This window comes from Azotosporobacter soli (assembly GCF_030542965.1).
Taxonomy (GTDB): Bacteria; Bacillota; Negativicutes; order SG130; family SG130; genus Azotosporobacter; species Azotosporobacter soli.
This window is the reverse complement of record NZ_JAUAOA010000001.1, coordinates 408,235-423,914: the sequence shown is the minus strand read 5'-3', so window position 1 is coordinate 423,914 and position 15,680 is coordinate 408,235. Positions and strand designations below refer to the sequence as shown.

17 protein-coding genes and 2 tRNA genes are annotated in these 15,680 nt (G+C 50.5%); 12 read left to right on the top strand and 7 right to left on the bottom strand.

All coding sequences use genetic code 11. The annotated features are described in order from the left end of the window. Positions 1–59: 59 nt before the first annotated feature. Together QTL79_RS01935 and QTL79_RS01930 are read right to left on the bottom strand one after the other, a co-directional pair. Positions 60–1,190: a GGDEF domain-containing protein gene (locus QTL79_RS01935; protein WP_346353242.1), complete on the bottom strand. Its 1,131-nt coding sequence runs from the start codon at positions 1,188–1,190 to the stop codon at positions 60–62. Between the two features lie 155 nt (positions 1,191–1,345). After that, positions 1,346–1,663: a hypothetical protein gene (locus QTL79_RS01930; protein WP_346353241.1), complete on the bottom strand. Its 318-nt coding sequence runs from the start codon at positions 1,661–1,663 to the stop codon at positions 1,346–1,348. Positions 1,664–1,883: 220 nt separating this feature from the next. Between QTL79_RS01930 and QTL79_RS01925 the strand changes: the two genes are divergently transcribed. The 5 genes from QTL79_RS01925 (at position 1,884) to QTL79_RS01905 (ending at position 7,182) form a co-directional block, all read left to right on the top strand. Continuing rightward, positions 1,884–3,569 carry a WG repeat-containing protein gene (locus tag QTL79_RS01925; protein ID WP_346353240.1) on the top strand — a complete coding sequence of 562 codons (1,686 nt, stop codon included), beginning with the start codon at positions 1,884–1,886 and terminating at the stop codon, positions 3,567–3,569. An 81-nt stretch (positions 3,570–3,650) separates the two neighbouring features. Continuing rightward, positions 3,651–3,980, top strand: a complete 330-nt coding sequence (locus QTL79_RS01920; RefSeq protein ID WP_346353239.1) for a low molecular weight protein tyrosine phosphatase family protein — start codon at positions 3,651–3,653, stop codon at positions 3,978–3,980. A 150-nt stretch (positions 3,981–4,130) separates the two neighbouring features. Then, entirely contained in the window at positions 4,131–4,913 is a 783-nt protein-coding gene (locus QTL79_RS01915; protein ID WP_346353238.1) for an enoyl-CoA hydratase/isomerase family protein, read from the top strand. A 101-nt stretch (positions 4,914–5,014) separates the two neighbouring features. Further along, positions 5,015–5,839: an alpha/beta fold hydrolase gene (locus tag QTL79_RS01910; protein WP_346353237.1), complete on the top strand. Its 825-nt coding sequence runs from the start codon at positions 5,015–5,017 to the stop codon at positions 5,837–5,839. Between the two features lie 128 nt (positions 5,840–5,967). Further along, positions 5,968–7,182, top strand: a complete 1,215-nt coding sequence (locus tag QTL79_RS01905) for an SEC-C metal-binding domain-containing protein (protein ID WP_346353236.1) — start codon at positions 5,968–5,970, stop codon at positions 7,180–7,182. Between the two features lie 299 nt (positions 7,183–7,481). On the opposite strand, the gene QTL79_RS01900 is transcribed toward QTL79_RS01905, so the two are convergent. Beyond that, complete coding sequence (locus QTL79_RS01900; RefSeq protein WP_346353235.1) at positions 7,482–7,631, bottom strand: hypothetical protein; 150 nt, start codon at positions 7,629–7,631, stop codon at positions 7,482–7,484. A gap of 181 nt (positions 7,632–7,812) precedes the next feature. On the opposite strand from QTL79_RS01900, the gene QTL79_RS01895 reads away from it, so the two are divergent. Continuing rightward, positions 7,813–8,979, top strand: a complete 1,167-nt coding sequence (locus QTL79_RS01895) for a GGDEF domain-containing protein (protein ID WP_346353234.1) — start codon at positions 7,813–7,815, stop codon at positions 8,977–8,979. 101 nt (positions 8,980–9,080) lie between these two features. Here QTL79_RS01895 and QTL79_RS01890 read toward each other — a convergent pair whose 3' ends face one another. Both QTL79_RS01890 and rarD read right to left on the bottom strand, forming a co-directional pair. Further along, the gene (locus tag QTL79_RS01890; protein WP_346353233.1) at positions 9,081–9,263 is read right to left on the bottom strand and encodes a hypothetical protein; all 183 of its coding nucleotides are present in this window, start codon (positions 9,261–9,263) and stop codon (positions 9,081–9,083) included. A gap of 181 nt (positions 9,264–9,444) precedes the next feature. Further along, positions 9,445–10,380 (bottom strand): EamA family transporter RarD, encoded by a 936-nt coding sequence (gene rarD / locus QTL79_RS01885; protein ID WP_346353232.1) that lies wholly within the window; start codon positions 10,378–10,380, stop codon positions 9,445–9,447. 180 nt (positions 10,381–10,560) lie between these two features. Between rarD and QTL79_RS01880 the strand changes: the two genes are divergently transcribed. Beyond that, positions 10,561–10,637: transfer RNA gene (locus QTL79_RS01880), tRNA-Gln, on the top strand. Positions 10,638–10,641: 4 nt separating this feature from the next. Further along, positions 10,642–10,717 (top strand) — tRNA-Lys (locus QTL79_RS01875). A gap of 220 nt (positions 10,718–10,937) precedes the next feature. Here QTL79_RS01875 and QTL79_RS01870 read toward each other — a convergent pair. After that, positions 10,938–11,312, bottom strand: coding sequence for a nuclear transport factor 2 family protein (locus tag QTL79_RS01870; protein WP_346353231.1), 375 nt, complete (start codon positions 11,310–11,312; stop codon positions 10,938–10,940). A gap of 132 nt (positions 11,313–11,444) precedes the next feature. On the opposite strand from QTL79_RS01870, the gene QTL79_RS01865 reads away from it, so the two are divergent. Both QTL79_RS01865 and QTL79_RS01860 read left to right on the top strand, forming a co-directional pair. Beyond that, the gene (locus QTL79_RS01865; RefSeq protein ID WP_346353230.1) at positions 11,445–11,894 is read left to right on the top strand and encodes an Lrp/AsnC family transcriptional regulator; all 450 of its coding nucleotides are present in this window, start codon (positions 11,445–11,447) and stop codon (positions 11,892–11,894) included. A gap of 362 nt (positions 11,895–12,256) precedes the next feature. Beyond that, positions 12,257–12,808 carry an N-acetylmuramoyl-L-alanine amidase family protein gene (locus QTL79_RS01860; RefSeq protein WP_346353229.1) on the top strand — a complete coding sequence of 184 codons (552 nt, stop codon included), beginning with the start codon at positions 12,257–12,259 and terminating at the stop codon, positions 12,806–12,808. 54 nt (positions 12,809–12,862) lie between these two features. On the opposite strand, the gene QTL79_RS01855 is transcribed toward QTL79_RS01860, so the two are convergent. Next, positions 12,863–13,825 carry a hypothetical protein gene (locus tag QTL79_RS01855; protein ID WP_346353228.1) on the bottom strand — a complete coding sequence of 321 codons (963 nt, stop codon included), beginning with the start codon at positions 13,823–13,825 and terminating at the stop codon, positions 12,863–12,865. A gap of 383 nt (positions 13,826–14,208) precedes the next feature. Here QTL79_RS01855 and QTL79_RS01850 point away from each other — a divergent pair, with 383 nt between their 5' ends. After that, positions 14,209–15,132, top strand: a complete 924-nt coding sequence (locus QTL79_RS01850; protein ID WP_346353227.1) for a chemotaxis protein — start codon at positions 14,209–14,211, stop codon at positions 15,130–15,132. A gap of 31 nt (positions 15,133–15,163) precedes the next feature. Continuing rightward, positions 15,164–15,529 (top strand): response regulator, encoded by a 366-nt coding sequence (locus tag QTL79_RS01845; RefSeq protein ID WP_346353226.1) that lies wholly within the window; start codon positions 15,164–15,166, stop codon positions 15,527–15,529. Positions 15,530–15,680 lie beyond the last annotated feature (151 nt).

Genomic DNA, 15,680 nt, shown 5'->3' with positions numbered 1-15,680 from the left:
AAACGAAAAAACAGCACGGCCCAGAAAAACCGCTTGGTTTTTCTGGGCCGATAGTCGAGTCAGCCGCGTGGCGTTTTTTTGTCTTCGTACATGAGTGAATCAATATGCTGCAGAAAAGCATCGGGCGTCAAAGCGGTTCTTGCGTCATATATGGCGTAGCCGAGCGAGAAAGACAAACGGTAGCTTTTGCCAACGCGACGATTGAAATCTTCTGCCGCCGCGTTGAGGCGTTCTGCCGTTTTTATCAATTCTTCGTGCGACAGGCTATCCAAGATGATGACGAATTCATCGCCGCCGAAGCGGGCGATAAAATCGTTTTCACGCAGGTTGTCCTGAAAGAGTGCTGCGGCTTCTTTCAAGGCATCGTCGCCGGTCGTGTGACCGAAAGCGTCATTGATCTCTTTGAAATTGTTGAGATCGATCAGGATCGCGCCGAACGGAGCGTGCAGGCGGCTGTTCTTGATCTTTGACGCCAGATAACGGTCGAGCTGGCGTCGGTTGTAGACGCCGGTCAGGTAGTCGGTATTCAGACTGCGATCCTGAATGTTCAGATAGACGATCAAAACCGAAAGCATCATGCCGCTCCAATTATAGGAAACGCCATAGTGAAACATTTGAAGCGTCGTACCGATGAACGACGGCAAGGCAAAGAAGAGCAGCGAATAATAATAACGCTTTTCAACTAAAGCGCGCTGCGTCAGAACAAAGAAGAAGGAATAAAGAAAAAGCGCGTAGCAGTAGGCGACGTGAAAAAAGAAATACTCGCCGCGATGGTAGAGGTTGGCAGGATCGACAAAAAAGAACCAGCCGGTTTTCAAACTGCAAAGTGCAAGCACGGCATTGAGCAGCAGGAAAAGCAGCAGGAGCAGCGCGGTCTTGCGCAAACGGCTTTCATCGCGCAGCACCTGTAGGGTGGTGTAAAGAATCCAGAGCGATGGCGCGAGCGGCTCGGCGACATACAAAAGAAGATTGAAAGCGCGGTTAAGCTGGAAATAAAATAGGCCCGGCAGGCCGTTGAAGGCCCAGCCGAGAAGATCGATGACGAGCAGGGCCATATTGCTGAGGATTAATGCGAGAAAGAGTCGGTTGGGCAGATGGGCGCGCTCGCTCTTGCGGTAAGAGCGGAAAAAGAGGAGGAGTAAGACGAGCAAAGAGAGAATGCTGGAATCGGTCGACTGCAACGTTGTCATAAACACCTCGGCGGCACGAATAGTATCAGCTACACTATACGGCGCTTTTGGCGCAGATGCAAGCGCTTGGAAGCGAAAGGCGAACGCTTTAACGGAAAAGCAGGCTAGGAACGGGCAAAAGAGCCGGTTTCCAGCCTGCTTATGAGCTTCGTACGCTAGAGATCGATGTCAAGATTGCCGATTTGCACGTGAATGCGGTTCAGCTCGGCGTGCTCTTCATGCCAGCGGTACCACTCGCGGCGGTTTTCGCGCTGCTCTTCGCGCCAGGCGCGATCCTCGCGGCGTTCGCGCCACTCGCGGTCATAACGTTCCCAGTCTTCACGGTGTTCCTGCCAGGCGCGTTCGTGATGCGAACGGCGCTCCGGGCGGTGGTGTTCATCATCGCCATGCGCCAGGGCGTTTGTCGGGAAGAGCGTCGTGCTTACTGCGAGAGCCAATAAGAGGAAAAGTTTCTTTTTCATGTCTGAACACATCCTTTATGCTGCAATTGCCGAAGGGGAGAGCGGTTATCTTCCTACATTTAGAATACGTTTGTGATATTCAGTTTGCGGCCAGATTCCGTCAAGAAAATGTCAAGGAAAACTGAAGAATATATGACGTGTTTTGTAAGCGTTTTGTAAGTTTTTTAAATGAATGATGCAAAGGTAGGCATGATATAATCTTCCAATGAAATAAAAAACAGGAGCTGGTTACGTGAAATCGCAAATCAAGACAAGAATGATCATTGGAGCACTGACGCTATTGACGACAGCGTGGAGCCATACGGCATATGGCGCGGAGGAAGCGGCGAAAGAGGTATTGCCGGTCAGCATGAGTGCGCCGGCGGCAAGCGAACAAACCCCTGTTGCGCCGGAGGCGGCGATTAATACACCGGCGAGTACGGTTGACGCAAACGGGAAAAGTGAAGTTTCAACTCCGGTAACGCCTGTGGTTACTGCTCCGGCCCCTGTGTTCGGCAAAGTGAAAAAAGATGGTAAATTTGGTTATATCGGACAGAACGGTGCGGTCGTACTGCCGACGGACTTCAGTGAACTCGAATGGAATGACAAAGAGACGCTTATCGTCAAGCAAAAAGGAAAGTATGGTTTGTTCGATCAAAATGGAAAGAGCCGAATCGCAGCGCAGTTTGATTCACTTGAACGGTTGCAAGATGGGCTAGTCGTAGTCAAACTGGATGGAAAAAAAGGCGTTTACAATCAGGCGGGCAAAGTTGTTTTGCCGGTAGAGTTCAAAGAAATATTGGCGGCGCAAGAAGGCATGCTCGCTGCAAAGACGGACAAGGGCTGGAATTATTACAGTGCAGCGAATGCGGCGCTGGTAGCCGGACCGTTTGAGGAGGCGTACAAGTTTTCTGAAGGTTTGGCTGTTGTGAAAAAAGAAGACCGCTATGGTTATGTTGACTTACAAGGAAAACTGGTCATTCCTTGCACATATAAATGGGCCAATGGATTTTCCGAAGGCTTGGCCGCGGTACGAAGTAAAGATAAGATTGGCTTCATCGATAAAAAAGGCAAACTGGCCATCGAAGAAAAATTCAACAACTATGAATATGGCTTCAAACAAGGTTTGGCGATCATAAAAGAAGACGGCAAGTACAAGTATATTGATCCGCGCGGCGCAGTCGCATTTGTCGCGGACTATGATCACGTATACCCGTTTGACAATGGTCTGGCGGAAGTGCGCCAAGAAGTAAGGAGCACTTCTTGGGGCGGCGTATTTACGATGGCGCTGGCGGCTTCGGCTGGCGTATACCGTGTAAACAGCAATGAGTTGACCGATCTGAATATCAAACGAGGTTTTCTCGATCGGACGGGAAAAGCGGTGATTCCGACCCAGTATGACCACGTGGCGGAGTTTAAGAACGATCTTTCGCTGGTTAACGTTAAGGACAAGCAAGGCTATGTGAATCGCAAGGGAGAATGGGTGATTCCGGCCGAATATGAGTTCTTAGGCGAATTTAGCGACGAGGTCGTTGTGGCGAAAAAAGATGACAAATGGAATTACATGGATAAGAATAACAAACCGTTGACTAGGCTGCTCTTTACTGCAGGCACGGATTTCAGTTGCGGTCTGGCTGCCGTGAAACTGGGTGAGCAATGGGGCTTTATCAATCGCAGCGGCAATCTCGCGATCAAAGGGAAATTTGATGAAGCAAGACCGTTCAGCGAGGATATCGCGGTCGTGAAGTACAAGACCTTTTGGGGCGCGATCGACAAGAACGGCGAATTCGTCATCCTGGCCAACGCCAACTTTGAAGAACTCTCCGACTTTCATAACGGTTTGGCGGCCGTTAAAGTGAAAGGAAAATGGGGTTATATCCGCAGCGACGGAAAGATGCTCGTCGAGCCGCAGTACGATGCGGCGGACGCGTTTTTATAAGAGTGTGAGTGAAAAACAGGCGGGCCGAGCGGCGCGTCTGTTTTTTTCAAATCGCATAATGCGGCAGAAAGGATAAGGCGCATGCAGAATATTTTATTTGTTTGCAGTCGCAACAAGTGGCGGAGCCTGACTGCGGAAAAGATATTTTCTGGCCGGAGCGCTTATAGTGTACGCTCGGCCGGGACAGAAGAACAGGCACGAGTTAAAGTGACTGCAGGTCATATCGGTTGGGCTGACATCATCTTTGCAATGGAAAAGAAACACGTGCGTAGACTAAAAGAAAAGTTTGCGGATGCGTTGCGGGAGAAAAAGTTGATCTGCCTGCAGATACCAGATGAATATCGGTTTATGGATGAACAATTAGTGGAACTTCTGCAAGAGCAAGTAGCGTTATACATTGATTTAAAATAAAAAACGCGTAGAATGCTAACAAGCTCGATCCGCCAAAAGATGTACGAGGAGGACTTTTAATTTGCACTTTGCCAAGAGGATATTTTTGATCGAAGGGGAAGTAGTATATAACAAAGATGCAGCAAAATATCAGCTAAACGGAGGCGTTTGATGATGGAAAAAACGGTAATCGTTCAACAGCAGGATGGAATTTTGCGACTGACGCTAAACCGGCCGGATTCGCTGAATGCCTTGAACCAGGAGATGGTCGCCGAATTGCGGCAGGCGCTGCGTGAAGCGGCGGTCGACCCGGCTGTGCGTGTCGTGGTTCTGTGCGGCAGCGGACGCGGTTTTTGCGCCGGCGGCGATCTCGGTTATCTGGAATCGATCGCCGGAACGGCGCGTGCGAAGGACTTCATTGTCTCGGTTGGCGAATTGGCGGAGGCGATCCGCCGACTGCCGAAGCCGGTGCTTGCGCAGGTACATGGCGTAGCGGCCGGCGCCGGATTCAATTTAGCGCTGGCCTGTGATCTGATCGTGGCTAGCCGAACCGCCAAGTTTGCGCAAAGCTTTGCCAAGGTCGGACTGATTCCCGATTGCGGCGGCACCTATCTGTTGCCGCGTTTGATTGGCATGCACCGGGCCAAAGAGCTGATGTTCACCGGCGATGTGGTCAATGCGGAAAAACTGCAGGAATGGGGTTTGCTCAACCATCTGACGGAACCGGAAGAGCTCGAAGAAGAGAGCGCTTTTTGGGCGAAACGGTTGACGCTCGCACCGCCGCTCGCCGTTGCCAAGCTGAAGCAGGCTTTGCATGAAGCGGAACGCTCCGACTTTGCGCAGGCTACGGCACGGGAGGCGGAACTACAGGCGCAATGCCTGGACACGCAGGATCACGCCGAAGGCGTTGCCGCGTTTCGTGAAAAACGGCAGGCGAAATTTACCGGCTGCTGAGGCGAAGGAAGGCAAGGGACGGTCGCAAACAGGGCTTTTCCTGATTTGCGACCGTCCTTTATACTTGCCCGATACAGTTTGTTTTAACAGGAGGGGTTTCGGTGGAATGCATCGTTAAAGGTTTGAAATTACATTATCAATGCCATGGTGAAGGGGAACCGATCCTGCTTTTACACGGATTTTATCCGGATCATCGCCTGATGGCGGGCTGCATGGAACCCGTACTGCATGAAAACGGCTATAAACGGATTTACCTCGATCTGCCGGGTATGGGACAAAGCGAGAGCGCATCTTGGCTCAAAAGTGCGGATGAGATGCTGGAAATCGTACTCGCCTTCATTGAACGGCTGCTCCCCGGCGAAGATTTTCTCTTGGCCGGCGAGTCATATGGCGGCTATCTGGCGCGCGGCATCGTCCGGCGGTTGGAAAAACGGGTGACGGGATTGTTTCTGCTTTGTCCCTGCATCGTTGCGCAATCTGAGCGGCGTACCTTGCCGCCGCATGCGGTGCTGCGCCGCGATGCGGCGTTGCTCGCGCAATTGCCGCCCGAAGATATGCCGGGCTATGCCGCGATGGCGGTGGTGCAGAGCAAAGAGACCTGGCGGCGCTACGAAAAAGAAGTGTTGCCGGGTCTGAAACTGGCGGACGCTGATTTCCTAAAACGCTTTGAAGTGCAGGGCTATGCGTTTTCCTTTCCGGTCGATCAAGGCGTCCGCTATCAAAAACCGACGCTGATCCTGACCGGAAGGCAGGATGACTGCGTCGGATATCAAGATGCATGGCAGCTACTGGAACAATATCCGCGCGCGACATTTGCCGTGCTTGACCGAGCCGGACACAACGCGCAGATCGAACAGCCGGAACTCTTCAACGCGCTGCTGAAAGAATGGTTGGCGCGCGTGCAGGAAGGACAGCTGGACATCTAAGCGGCAAGTATGTCTTTTGACCGGAGCATATCCATATCCTGAGGATGATAAATAAGGCAAGGATTTTAGCGCAAGAGAGCGAAATAGAAGCGAATGAGCACTTTTAACGGAAACTGAAGGAGGATACGATGGGCAAGAAGTTTGATGAGTCCGAAGAAGAGGCAATGGAAGAGATGATGCTGACGATGTTGAAAAAGGAAGCCAAGAAAGAGGCGCAACGTTGGACGCGGCGTTTCAGCGCCAAACCGGATATGAAAGAAGTCTTGGCGGCAATGACGAAGGAAGAGCTGAATGAACGCAGGAAAATGCTGACGCTGAAAGGCGCGGCTACGCTAAAAAAGGACGAACTGGTCCGTGTCGTGGCGGAAGCGATTCTCGAACGCGCCGAAGTTCTCTTTGAACTGCTTGACGAAAAACAGCACCAATGGCTGCGCCAGATTTGCGCTGCAGGCGGCGTGGTCGCGATACAGGAAGAGGAGGCCGAGATGCACTGCCTGGAATGGCTTTACAGCATCGGCTGGGTCGCGTTCGGGCATGTCGGCGATACGCGCTGTGTGATTATGCCGAGCGAACTGATGACAGTATTTCAGCGCGTCGACGGCGCGGAACTGAGCAGGATTGCCGCGCAAAACTCGCAGTGGATCATCCTGGCCAGCGGTCTCGTTTATTATTACGGCGTCCTGTCGCCAAAAGAAATGGTTGATCGCCTGACGGAGCTGACCGGAGATGCGGTGGAAGAAGAGCGCCTCTATGCGGTGATCGGAATTAATGCCGCCGAAGGCGACTGGGGCATTGCGCTGGAAGAAGATTGGTTCTGCGACTATCGGGTCTGGGATCCGGAGGCGATGCGACAGGAACAGAAACGGTACCCGGATGTGACGCCGTACCCATTCACCTATGAGCAATTTTATGCGGCCGGGCAACTTCATTTTGTCGAACGCAATGCGCCCTTTGAAAACCTCGTTCAATTGCTGGAAAAAGAGTGGCGGGCGGAACCGGACGAAGCGGTCGAACAGGTCGAAGAGTGGGTCATGATGCTGCGAAACGGCGAGGAAGTCGGCGAAGTCCTTGCATTTATTGAAGAGTCGCTGGTGTTTCCGACGCGCAAGCTGGCCAAGAAAATGATTGACCTGCTGGTGGCGCTTTCAAACGGTACGCGCCAGTGGGCGCTTAAAGGATATGCGCCGCAGGAACTGCGTCAATTGAAAAATCCGGACAGCAATGTGGTGCTGCTGCATAAACCGACGGCGCGCCAGGATCAGATCGGACGCAATGAACCCTGTCCGTGCGGCAGCGGCAAGAAATATAAAAAATGCTGCGCGCATAAAGACGAATTGCAATAAAAAATAGAAGGCGGAATCAGCTTCCGCCTTCTATTTTTTCTTAGGGCTTTTTACGGTTTTTGCCTGTTTGTCGGTGAAGAATTTAGAACTCTTCGTCGCCTTGAGCAGATTTTTGTAACTGCTCTTGTCAGAAATCTTTCCCATCCGATGCCTCCAACTTACCTTGTATTTTCGGGCCGCCGTCGTCGTCGTGTCGTCGGCCGCTGCATGAGCGCAGATAAACGTTCCACATTACTATACTACGAGTTGCGGCTGGTTGCCAGTTTTATTTGCCGCCGCGGTCACAGACAAAACCGGGTTCAGTTCTTGTCTTCCGTCAGGATGCGCCGGATCAATTCGGATAAAACCTTAGGATCGGTATCGGCCAAAGGGTGCTCCGCCTTGCGTGCGGCGGGGTTGGCTAAAGGGGCGGGTTTCTTTTGCTCGGGGCTGTCCGGCTTTTTGCTCATGTGATCGCCTCCTTACCGACAGTGTACCATTTGCAAAATAAAAAGAAAATAGCGAAATAAACGGCAGGACTTTTAGCCTAAGACGCGGAATAAATTTCCAATACTATTGAGCGGGAATGCCAAGGGGAGAGGGAGCGAGAGGCGGACTTTGCCGTTTGTACTTTGAAAGGGGAGGCTTTCGATGTTGGACACAAAAACGATGATTCTGATGTTGGCGCTAGGCAACATGGTTTTGTTTTTTAATCTGAGTTTTTTTGCCCGCTGGGGAAAACAAACGCCGGGCGGTGAATACTGGCATTGGTCAAAGGCGGCGCAGGCCTGCGGCTGGCTTTGTCTGTTCTTGCGCGGTACGATTCCCTACGGCGCTTCTTTTTTGCTGGGCAATATCCTGCTCTTGAGCGGTTTTTGGCTGGAAAGCATCGCACTGCGTCAGCAGGGAAATGCAAAAGAAGGAAAAACGATCATTCTTGGCGGGATCGGCTTGCTGGTCGGCAGCGTATTCTATCTTTATCTCGCAAAAATCGGGCCGGCGATCAGCGTCGCGATCGTTTCACTGCTCAGCAGCCTGCCCTATGCCTATGTCGGTTTTGAACTTTCTAAGGATTGGAAAAGTGCGAGTCGCCTGCGACGCTTCCTTGCCGGCGTGACGTTGGCGTTGTCATGGATTGTCCTGTTCCGTGTGGTCGCGGTGCTGATCAATCCCTTCGGCCTGTTCGCTAACAACGCCTACCAGATGGTGGTCTTTCTTGCCTGGTATCTCTTGATGCTGACGACCGGTTTCGGCTTCATCCTGCTGGCGAAAGAAAAAAGCGATCAACGCATCGTGCAAATGACGATTACCGATCCGCTGACCAAGATCTTGAACCGGCGCGGGTTTGAGGAAGTCCTGCAGCGTTCTTCCGCAATGGCGAATCGCAAGGCGAAGCCTTTTTCCCTCTTGCTGCTCGACATCGATTCGCTCAAGCTGATTAATGATCAGCATGGCCGGACGACGGGCGACAGCGTATTGGAAACGGTCGCTCAGGTGTGCCGCGGGCTGTTGCGTGAAGGCGACTGGGTCGGTCGCTGGGGCGGCGATGAGTTCGCCGTATTGCTGCAGGATTCGGAGCGTGAACAGGCGAAAACGGCAGCAAAGCGGATTTTAGAGGCGATTCGGGATCATTACGTTACGCGGGGAGACGAAAAGGTATCGCTGACGCTTAGCGCCGGAGGGGCGACCTGGCATAAAGGGGAATCGTACGCGATGCTGTTGGCGCGGGCAGATCGCGCCCTATCCAGGGCGCAGGAAGAAGGCTGCAACTGTTTCGCCTTTGATGAAGAAAACGGCGCGGAAAAGGCGGCTAAATAAAAAAAAGATACCCCTCGCGTTCTTCGCCGAAGGGTAGCATCAAGGTTTCTCTAATCTCTCTCCTATGCAATTCATCGTAGCGTGGTAACCTCCGTAATGCGTTAGTGGGGCGCGTAGCGGCTGTTGTTCAGACCGAAATTGGCTATGCTGCGTACCAGATAGGCGAAGGGCCAGATCAAAGTCACGCCGCACATGAAGAGTGGGTAGGCCAGGCAGAGTAAAAGGATGCAAAGCGGAGACAGGATAAACGATGCGATCATCGTAGGCATTCTGGTTACCCGCATGATTCGTTCCTCCTTTCTGCAAAGAGTCTTCTCACCACAAGCATAGCACTGAATTTGTCTTTGCGACAAGTCTTGCAAAAGGGGAAAAGCGGGCATTTAATCGGAATTTAAGCGGGATTCTGTGAATTATCAGACGAATGCGCTTGAATTTGTGAAAAATCCATGTTTCTCATTTTAAAGTTTAGGCTGCCGTGCGTAAAAATCGTTTTTCAAACGTCTGGAAGGCGCTTGTTTCGCCGAGCGAAACCACGAGCAAAGCCGACCAGATAAAGGCGAAGGATATCAGATGGCTGAAACTGAACGGTTCGCCGTAAACGAAGACCCCGATCATAAGCGCCAGTGTTGGCGAAAGATATTGAATGAAGCCGACTATTTTGAGCGGCAGCTGTTTGACGCCGCTCGCGAACAAAAGAAGCGGCGTCGCCGTGATCGCGCCGGTACCGATGCATAAAAGAAGGATTGCTGTTCCCTGCGTGCTGAAGGCGGCTGTTTCCTGCTGGCTGAGCTGCGTGAGATAAAAAAGCGCCAGTGGCGAGACCAACAGCGTCTCAAGGGCGATGCCGCTGACGGCGCCGACTTGGATGACCTTCTTGCACAAACCGTACAAACCGAAGGAAACAGCAAGAAAAAGGGAGATCCAAGGGAAAGAACCGAGCTGCCAGGTCATGTGCAGGACGCCGCTCAGGGCAAGCAGACAGCCGATGCCCTGCCAGAGCGTCAAGCGCTCTTTCAGGAAAAGCAAGCCCAAGGCGATGCTGACCAACGGATTGATATAGTAGCCGAGGCTCGATTCCACGATGCGGTTGCTCTGCACGGCCCAGATATAGACCAGCCAGTTGGCGCTGATCAGAAGCGAGGCCGCAAAGAGCGCCGCCGCATGTTTCGGATGCGCTAGGAGGAAGCGGATTTCCTGGCGAAAGGTTGCCAGCGAATTGCTGACGAGCAGCAAGATAAGCAGGAAGAAGAACGACCAGACGATGCGATGCGCGAGTACTTCCATTGCCGGGACGGTCGTCAGCAGTTTCCAGTAGATCGGCAACGCGCCCCAGAGAATATAGGCGCTAACGATCGATAATAAACCTGGCTTGGCCAGAATTGAAGCGGTATCTTGTTTCATAATAAACTCCTTTGTTGACGCGCTCATGGCGGATTTCATTTTAGTCTATTGCAATAAGGCGGCAAAAGCAATAGCAGAATCCTGCTGAATCGCTAAAGAAAAAACGAGAGAGAGGTTGACAATAAGCGAGAAGAGTCATAGAATATATCTGTAGCTAAAGTACAACAGATAAATAGCTGATGGGGAGTCGCCAAGCTGGCTAAGGCACCTGACTCTGACTCAGGCATTCGAGGGTTCGAGTCCTTCCTCCCCAGCCAACACGACTCGCTAGCTCAACTGGCAGAGCAACTGACTCTTAATCAGTAGGTTCACGGTTCGATTCCGTGGCGGGTCACCAATTTAATGATTTAAGGCGTTCCCCTATAGGGAAGCCTTTTTTGCTTTTAGGGTGTTTTGTGCGCATTCTATAAGCAGATTTTATATCCTAATTATAGAAGCTCCGTAACCATAGAAAAAGACAGGTAAAAGCCTGTCTTTTTCTATGGTTACGGATGAACTGTTTGAAGGGAGATTTAGAGATATATGCCAAACAGTAAGAGGGGATTCTTTTGTCTACCTTACGCTTTTAATTTCATGAAGGCATCACGAGTTCCAAAAGTATCATAGATAATAGTCAACTCTTTAATTCTACGGCAGGCTGATAAATTAATTATATCAACACACTCAAAAAATGTTTGAGAACCATCTTTCATAGTCCAATCATAACGAAAATGTACTGCCCCAACGGAGGGCGTGTTTTTATTTGAAAATACATTTAATAAAGTGATTTTTGATTGTGTCGTATCTTTAAATAAATCTTTATAAAAAATCTGAGCTGAGACTGTTCCATAAAGTGGGGACTTAACTATCGCATCTTCTGCGAACAATTGGATGGTAGATTGATAATCGGCACTTTCCAAACCTGTGAAATATTTTTTTATGATGTCATTCATAATAACAATTCCTCCTGTAATTTCTGCTATGAATATAGTATAATATTAAATGAATTTTTTCCATTCTGTATGAAATAAATATTAAGCTAAACATGTTTCGTATGAAATATATTTTAGGAGTTGTTCTGTCGAATGAAATTTGATGATATTGATTTTAATATACTTGCTGAGCTTCAGAAAAACAGTAGGGTATCTATACGAGAATTGTCCAAAAAAATTAATTTATCTCCTCCCTCCGTAACTGAAAGGGTTAGACGATTAGAAGATAACGGAGTGATTGAGGGTTATACGATTAAGATAAACAAAAACAAATTAGGGTTAACGATAAAATGTATAGTGGAAGTAACTTTAAAAGGGAGTGAATATGAATTAGCCCCTTCCTATATCATTAATTATCCAAAGTGTGAATATTGTTTTAGAGTTGCAGGTGAATCTTGCTTTATCGTTGTGCTTTCATTATCATCATTTAGTGAAGCAGAAGATTTTATAAAAGAAATTTCCCCCTTTGCAATGACGAAAACAAAGTTTGTTTTTGAGCAATTGAATATTAATGAAGATATAAAAAAATACTTCCCGAAGTAAATAGAACAGAATTTTTTTAACCTGTTTAGACCGTAGCTGAAAGGCACCTTGCGCAAATCCTAAGGTGCGTTCAGCTACGGTCTAAAACGTTCTTAAAGAACGCGTTTGACGAATTGCTGGCGGCAATGCAATCCGCTTTGAACGGCGTACCTGTGGCAGAGTCGTGAGAGTAAAAGCAGCGCCGCTTATACTGCTGGAGTGAAAAACAATAGCCGCCGTATCCGGCATTGACGCTGCTTGAACTGCCGGGCCGCCAAACAGAGGGGTGAGCAGTGCAATCATAAAGAAGGAGCACGAATGGTATTTAAATACGGCGGCGGTTGGAATTTGCCTTGCTGGAAGGATAAAAGGAGGCGATTTTCATGAAAGTGTTTTTGAATCCCGGTCATGCGCCGGGCGGAGTGCCCGATCCGGGGGCAGTGAATGCGGCGCTTGGGCTGCGGGAGGCGGATGTGGTCGCGGCTGTCGGCGCGGCGGCTGCCGCTTATTTGCGGGCTGCCGGATGTGAAGTGATGGTCTGTCAGGATGATTCGTTGGCGCAGGTGACGAGGCAGGCGAATGCAGCGGCGGCGGATTTGTTTGTCAGCATTCATTGCAACAGCGCAGGCGATCAGGCGGCGCGAGGGACGGAGGTCTGGTATTGCGACGCTTCCGCTGCGGGAAGAGAACTGGCCAACTGCATCCAAAATCAACTGGTCGCGGCGCTGGGGTTGACGGATCGAGGCTGCAAAGCGGCCGTACCCGGCGTGAACGGTTTATATGTCTTAACGCGAACGGCTATGCCGGCGGTATTGGCCGAGCTCGCCTTTCTTTCAAATCCTGAGGAGGCAATACTCTTAGCGAGTGCCGAAAAGCAAAAGGAATGCGCGGCGGCGCTGGCGCGCGGCGTAACCGACTATGCGGCGCGGCTTTGAAAAAGGACTAGGCGAAGAGAAAGAGGTTGTCTCAATATCGAGACAACCTCTTTCTTATTCATTCCAGCTTTTGCTGACGACGAGCGCAAGCTGTTCCGGTTGAAAAGTTAGCAGGCTATAGTCGAGCGGTTTTGCCTGGCTGCGATCATAAGAACGCAGCAGAAGTTGGCCGTCCGGCTGAACCTGGATATAACCGCTTACACTGTGGTCGGCTGCGGCGAATGGATTTACTGCTTTGTAATCACTGACGCTGTTGTCCGGCAAGCGAAGCAGGACGGGTTTAAGTTGTCCGTCCGCGATGCAGAAAAAACGCAGCTCGGCATTCAGCGTACCGCCTTGGCGGATAACAAGCAAATCGGGCTGTCGATAGCTTTGCCAGCGCGGCAAGAGCGAAATCATGTCGCGTGACAGGTTGAACTGTCCGATGGATGTGTTGTTGGGAAAGAGAGAGGTTTCTTGGATGACGGCAGCGTTATCTTTGGCGCTGGCGGCCCAGTAACGGCCGCGGACGATGATGTCATTTGACAAGGCTAGATCGCTGTCAGCTTGATTGATTTGGCGTTCTTCATAGTTGGTGAAAATGTAAATATTAAAGTTGTCGCCGTGTTTGTCACGCAGCGCATAACCAGGATGGCTGGCGCCTAGCGGTGCGTGCGTCTTGACGTAAGGCAGCGGCACGAGCTGTCCGGCGAGCAGAGGCATATCCGGCAGACTGGCGTTAAGCTCTAATGCCTTATCGATGATGGGTTGCCAACCTGCGGCGGCGGATGCGGAATAAGGTTGTATGCCGGCAGTTTCTGCAACGGTGATGTAACCATTGTCTTGCGGCATGTCGGGTGAAACGATCCAGTCCTGACTGGCCGGTTTTATGACGAGATGGCGAGTGGCTCCAGGGCGGTTAGGGTTGCCGATGCAAACGGGAAGCGTGAAAACTGTCTCGCCGTTGGCAAGGAGAACGGAATGCGCTTGCCACGGATTCCACCAGTACGATGTGCCGCTTTCTGTGCGAGTAGCCAATGTCCAATCACCGGCGGAGCAAAATGAGGACGGAAGAAGTAGTAGGAATGCGGCGACAAGCAAAGCGAAACGTGTGAAAGAACGCAATGCTGCGAGCGTCATGGAGCAGCGGCGCAATAGGGGAAAGGATACATACATGAACAATCCCTCCTTACTGTGTGATGCTTAAAAAGCTCTAAGAAAAGAGTAACGCAAAAAAATAAAAAAGAAAACTTTTTTATTTTGCACAAGATGGGATATAATGGAAGCGGAGTTAACTAAATTAAAATATTAACGACAAGCAGGGAGAAAAGCAGGCGAAGCAGAATAATTGATGAAAAGATGCGACTGTAAGCATACTGAAAATAAATAGAGAACAGCGGAATTATTTGGGAGGTGTTATCGTGAGTCAAGCGGCGGAGAAAAAAGGTATTTTGATTGAAACGGGAACAAATGAGTTTGAGATCATCGAATTCTCAATCGGTAAGGTGAACTACGGTATCAATGTGGCGAAAGTCAGAGAGGTTATCAATTGCGTTCCGACGACCAAGCTTCCCAATGCGCATCCCTATGTCGACGGGATTTTCACCTTGCGGGGCAGGATCATGCCGCTCGTAAATTTGCCGCGCTGCCTGGGCTCGGTTGTCGATCCGGAAGATGCGGACGCCGGACAGAACATCATTGTCAGTGAGCTCAATAATTATTTTGTCGGCTTTCTTGTCGACAAGGTCTCGCGTATCCATCGCGTGTCCTGGGAGCAGATGGAGCCGCCGCCCGATATCACGGATTCGGAAATGGTGGTCGGAATTATCAAGATGAACGAAAAGATGGTCGTACTGCTCGACTTCGAAAAGATCGTTTCCGAAATCAATCCGGAAATCAACCGCAAATTGAGCGCCGTGCCGGAAACCAGCGTTGACCGTCGCGAAGAACGCAACAAGAAGACGCTGGTGGTCGCCGAAGACTCGCACATGCTGCGTGACCTCTTGATCAGCACGCTGCATGCATCCGGCTATGTGAACGTATTGGCGTTCCCGAACGGCAAAGAGGCCTGGGAGAAGCTGGAGGAAATTGGCAAGAGCGGACAGCCGATCGAAAAAAGCGTGCAGTTGTTGATTACCGATATTGAAATGCCGCAGATGGACGGGCATCATCTCTTGAAACGCATTCGTGAAAATCGCGACCTGCAGCCGTTGCCGGTCATCATCTTCTCGTCGCTGATTAATGAGGAAATGCGGCGTAAAGGCGAGGCGCTCGGCGCAAATGCGCAGATTTCAAAACCGGAGATTGCACAGCTGATCGATCTTGTTGATAAAGAAGCACTGTAGAAATAACTGACGGCAAAACGGGAGGAAGCAGATGAAAATCTTGGTGGTGGATGATTCGACTTTTGCCCGCGGTATTCTCATCCGTGAATTGAAGGCGAACGGTATTGCCGAAAGTGAAATCAGCCAATCGGATAATGGCGCGGGTGCGATGGAAAGCATGGCGGCGCAGGCGTTTGATTTGGCGCTTTTGGATATTGTGATGACCGGGATCGACGGCATCGCGGTGCTGAAAGCATTTAAGGAAACGCAGCCAAAGGCCAAGGTCATCATGTGCAGCAGCCACAGCTCGCCTGAGGCGCTTGAAGAATTGAAAGCTTTGGGCAGCGACGCGTTCTTGTTGAAACCTTTTTCGGCGCAGGAATTTAAAGAAGTGGTCGGCCCGTTTCTTGAAAAATAGGAAAGAGCAACGCTTTTTCATAACGGTAAAGAAAGACTGTCGCAAAACAGCGCTAAAATGCTGTTTACGGCAGTCTTTTTTTGTCTGAAACAGGTCTTTTGCTGAAGCGGCCATGCACTGCGGCTCGAGAGATTGGCGGCGTTTAGCAGGA

What these genes read in the sequence shown, in the direction of transcription:
- QTL79_RS01935 (WP_346353242.1), bottom strand. Translation starts at nt 1,190, where the DNA reads ATGACAACGTTGCAGTCGACCGATTCCAGCATTCTCTCTTTGCTCGTC.
- QTL79_RS01895 (WP_346353234.1), top strand. Translation starts at nt 7,813, where the DNA reads ATGTTGGACACAAAAACGATGATTCTGATGTTGGCGCTAGGCAACATG.
- QTL79_RS01870 (WP_346353231.1), bottom strand. Translation starts at nt 11,312, where the DNA reads ATGAATGACATCATAAAAAAATATTTCACAGGTTTGGAAAGTGCCGAT.
- QTL79_RS01905 (WP_346353236.1), top strand. Translation starts at nt 5,968, where the DNA reads ATGGGCAAGAAGTTTGATGAGTCCGAAGAAGAGGCAATGGAAGAGATG.
- QTL79_RS01865 (WP_346353230.1), top strand. Translation starts at nt 11,445, where the DNA reads ATGAAATTTGATGATATTGATTTTAATATACTTGCTGAGCTTCAGAAA.
- QTL79_RS01860 (WP_346353229.1), top strand. Translation starts at nt 12,257, where the DNA reads ATGAAAGTGTTTTTGAATCCCGGTCATGCGCCGGGCGGAGTGCCCGAT.
- rarD (WP_346353232.1), bottom strand. Translation starts at nt 10,380, where the DNA reads ATGAAACAAGATACCGCTTCAATTCTGGCCAAGCCAGGTTTATTATCG.
- QTL79_RS01920 (WP_346353239.1), top strand. Translation starts at nt 3,651, where the DNA reads ATGCAGAATATTTTATTTGTTTGCAGTCGCAACAAGTGGCGGAGCCTG.
- QTL79_RS01900 (WP_346353235.1), bottom strand. Translation starts at nt 7,631, where the DNA reads ATGAGCAAAAAGCCGGACAGCCCCGAGCAAAAGAAACCCGCCCCTTTA.
- QTL79_RS01930 (WP_346353241.1), bottom strand. Translation starts at nt 1,663, where the DNA reads ATGTGTTCAGACATGAAAAAGAAACTTTTCCTCTTATTGGCTCTCGCA.
- QTL79_RS01845 (WP_346353226.1), top strand. Translation starts at nt 15,164, where the DNA reads ATGAAAATCTTGGTGGTGGATGATTCGACTTTTGCCCGCGGTATTCTC.
- QTL79_RS01890 (WP_346353233.1), bottom strand. Translation starts at nt 9,263, where the DNA reads ATGCGGGTAACCAGAATGCCTACGATGATCGCATCGTTTATCCTGTCT.
- QTL79_RS01915 (WP_346353238.1), top strand. Translation starts at nt 4,131, where the DNA reads ATGATGGAAAAAACGGTAATCGTTCAACAGCAGGATGGAATTTTGCGA.